Here is a 1,598-nt window from a genome sequence, read left to right as displayed (position 1 = left end):
ATCGAAATGCAGCGTATTTAGCAATAGCCGCTGAGGCACCGTAACCAATACAAATAACTCTCTTAGCTTTTGAAATTATCTTTGTTGCATCCTCCAGCAGATCATCTGACAATTTTTTTTCATTATCGTGGAAAGCTCTGATTGTACTGCTTAGAAATTTCTTTTTCACGTTTTCAATCGAATCGTCAATATAAATGTCCCTATAAGAATGCACTATTGATTTTCCTGCAAGATCACCGGCTAAAGATACTTTGAAATCGTGATAACCACTAAATCCAAGATTTCTATAAAATCTAACAACAGTTGATTCGCTCTTTAGCCCAACAGCCCTTGCTAACTGTGTTATGGACATTCTTATAACTTTTTCGGGATTTTCTAGAACATAGTCGACCAATTTTTTTCCTGACTTGCTGAGGTCTTTATAAGCTTTTCTCATTCTTTCAAAAGTTGGATTTTCGAATTTTTGCATATTACCCTCCTGAAAAAAATTTTTTCTTTCTAAAAGAGTATATGCTTTGGACTATTGAAATAAAAAATCTATCTATTGCTATTTATAACCGTTTATCAGCGTTTATGCGAGATTATACAGCAATACAATACAAAGAGTAAAAGAAAAAATTTTTTCCTTTTCGGATATTAACTTTACATTAAAAGATGAAATTTCGCATAACCTTCGACAACTATAACCTTATTAACGAGTTCATTATGGGGGTACTGGACTAAATGAAATTTCGAAGCCGTATTAACATACTGAAAGTGAGAGATTTTGATTTACTTTTCTGCTTGCACAAATTTTCTTTACTCTATTGTTTCATCTACATACTGGTAGAGATTCTATTCCGCATCGCAATTTTCACATTGAGTTGTCCGCCAAAAATGCTCATGAAAACATCCTGAATGCAAATGAATGGGTAGTTGTTATGTTACTGATTATAGATTTGTATTAAGCTTATATATTAATAGTTCGATTGTTTTTTTCTTTTATTCATTATGTATCATTTTCAATTTTGTATAATGTGATATAAGGTGCTGGGGGTGGAGTTTATGAAAAAGTTTCTCCGGTTGCTAGTAGTTACATTATCATTTTCCATACTTATTTCTTGTGCACGGCTGGTGAACGAGCCACCCAGATATCCCGATAATCCTATTCCTTCTGACGGTGCTACTAATACTGAGTTATCAGTTGTGTTGAAATGGGAATGTTCTGACCCGGATGAAGATCCAATGAAATACGATGTGTATTTTGGTGCGGATCCAATCCCAACAACACTTTTAGCAACTGATATTTCATCGACAGAATACAATCCAGGTATTTTAGATGTCCACACAACCTACTATTGGAAAATAGTTGCCAAAGATGTGAGAGCAAAAACAGAAGGTCCTGTATGGAGTTTTACAACATTGAATAATGATCCCGCAACACCAACATATATTTTTCCAGCCAATGCAACGGAGCTAGAAATACCCGTAATACTTAGCTGGGAGTGTTCCGACCCTGATGGAGATTCACTAACATACGATATATACTTCGGAACAAACACAACCCCACCTCTTTTTGTATCCGAGGTTTCAGACACATATTACGATCTGAATGAGTT

Annotated in this window: 2 protein-coding genes; one reads left to right on the top strand and one right to left on the bottom strand. The window is 34.9% G+C overall.

Features of this window, described 5'->3' with window-relative positions:
• A partial coding sequence (locus tag AC3LHT_RS05700; protein ID WP_488662234.1) for a MurR/RpiR family transcriptional regulator occupies positions 1–469 on the bottom strand: 469 nt, incomplete at its 3' end.
• A gap of 575 nt (positions 470–1,044) precedes the next feature.
• On the opposite strand from AC3LHT_RS05700, the gene AC3LHT_RS05695 reads away from it, so the two are divergent.
• Positions 1,045–1,598: hypothetical protein (locus tag AC3LHT_RS05695; protein ID WP_488662233.1), on the top strand; the 554-nt coding region annotated here is incomplete at its 3' end.

Source organism: Kosmotoga sp. (genome assembly GCF_982836095.1).
The sequence above is the reverse complement of the archived record's forward strand: the minus strand, read 5'-3'. Positions and strand labels throughout refer to the sequence as shown.